Genomic DNA, 1,804 nt, shown 5'->3' with positions numbered 1-1,804 from the left:
GGGCGGAGGGATCCGAAGCGCAGCCCCACCGGGGCGAGCATCGGAATCCCGCAGTCCGGACGCCGGCGACTCAAGAACCTTGCCTCACAAAACCGAAGTGCGATCCGGATTTTCCAAATCCGGATCGCACTAGGAGCGGACTTTCCTTGGCCGGCAGCGTTCAGGCGACCAGGCGGTCCAGGGCTTCGCGGTACTTAGCGGCGGTCTTTTCCAGCACGTCCTGCGGCAGGCGCGGCGCGGGCGGGGTCTTGTCCCAGGTCTGGGTTTCCAGCCAGTCGCGCACGAATTGCTTGTCGAACGAGGGCGGGCTGATGCCCACGCGGTAGCCGTCGGCCGGCCAGAAACGCGAAGAATCGGGCGTCAGCACTTCGTCCATCAGGTACAGCGTGCCATCGTCGTCCAGGCCGAATTCGAACTTGGTGTCGGCGATGATGATGCCCTTGGTAGCCGCGAACTTGGCGGCTTCGGCGTACAGCTTGAGAGTCACGTCGCGGATGCGCTCGGCCATTTCCTGGCCCACTTCCTTGACCACGTGGGCGAAGTCCACGTTCTCGTCGTGCATGCCGAATTCGGCCTTGGCGGCGGGCGTGAAAATGGGTTCAGGCAACTGGCTGGCCTGCTGCAGGCCGGCGGGCAGCTTGATGCCGCAGACGGAGCCGGTGGCCTGGTAGTCCTTCCAGCCGGAGCCGATCAGGTAGCCGCGGGCCACCGCTTCCACCAGGATGGGCTTCAAGCGCTTGACCACCACGGCGCGGCCGCGCACCTGGTCGACTTCATCCGGCGCCACCACGTCTTCGGCCTTGATGCCGGTGGAGTGGTTCGGCAGGATGTGGGCCAGCTTCTGCAGCCAGAACTCGGTCAGTTCGGTCAGCACCTGCCCCTTGCCGGGGATCGGGTCGTCAAGAATCACGTCGAAAGCGGAGATACGATCCGACGCGACGATCAGCAACTTGTCGTCGCCCACCGCGTACATGTCGCGCACCTTACCGCGGCCCAGCAGCGGCAAGGACTTGATGCTGGATTGATGCAAAGCAGAAGTCACGGGAATGGCCTATGGCAATAATGAAGATTCCCGCCACGGGCAGGCGCCAGGGCGGGAAGTAGAACGGAATCCGGGAACCGCGGGCAAGGCCGGCGCGGCGCGCGCGGGTCTTGCGAAGGGCATAGGTTACTGCAAATGGACAGGTTTTGCCGGGCCTCCCCTCGACGCCGCCCGGTGGCCGGGTTAGGCTCTGGCCTCCTATATGATGCGCGCCGGCCGCCTCTGGCGTCACGGCGCTGACCCCAAGCCCGGAGACAGAGTCGTATGCAGGATGCTTCCCCCAAACGCAGCGCCCACGCCGACGCGCAAGTGCACCTGACAGGCGGTTGCCAGTGCGGCGCCGTCCGCTACGCCATCACCGATGAACCCATCACGGCGGCGACCTGTCATTGCCGGGACTGCCAGTATTCCAGCGGCGGCGCCCCGGCCCATGCATTGATCTTCCCGACTGGCTCCATCACGCTGTTGCGCGGCAGTCCCAAGGAGCACCGCTACCGCGGCGAATCCGGCCATACCGTCATGCGCAGCTTCTGTACGGACTGCGGCACCCCGCTGTTCGGCAATTCGGCGGGCAAGGGCTATGACATCGTGCGGGCCGGCTCGCTGGACGATCCGGAGGCGTTCCACGCCCGCGCCAGCCTCTGGACCGACTCGGCCCCATCCTGGCATCACGTGGACCGCAGCGTGCCGCACTTCCCCCGAAATTCGCCTGCGCCATAGTCCGCGGCACAGAAAAAAAAGAGCGGTCCGCCTGGGCGGACC

General features: G+C 65.6%; 2 protein-coding genes. One reads left to right on the top strand and one right to left on the bottom strand.

Annotated elements, in window-relative coordinates; genetic code table 11:
- Positions 1 to 160: 160 nt before the first annotated feature.
- Entirely contained in the window at positions 161 to 1,042 is an 882-nt protein-coding gene (locus AC6LKD_RS32595) for a phosphoribosylaminoimidazolesuccinocarboxamide synthase (protein ID WP_498118543.1), read from the bottom strand.
- Positions 1,043 to 1,306: 264 nt separating this feature from the next.
- Between AC6LKD_RS32595 and AC6LKD_RS32590 the strand changes: the two genes are divergently transcribed.
- Entirely contained in the window at positions 1,307 to 1,762 is a 456-nt protein-coding gene (locus tag AC6LKD_RS32590; RefSeq protein ID WP_498118542.1) for a GFA family protein, read from the top strand.
- Positions 1,763 to 1,804 lie beyond the last annotated feature (42 nt).

It is taken from the genome of Achromobacter sp. D7-1 (genome assembly GCF_059760445.1).
Note: the sequence above shows the minus strand (reverse complement) of the source record. Positions and strands in the feature narration are given on the sequence as shown.

Coding starts and splice junctions, on each gene's coding strand:
- AC6LKD_RS32590 (WP_498118542.1), top strand. CDS start 1,307: ATGCAGGATGCTTCCCCCAAACGCAGCGCCCACGCCGACGCGCAAGTG.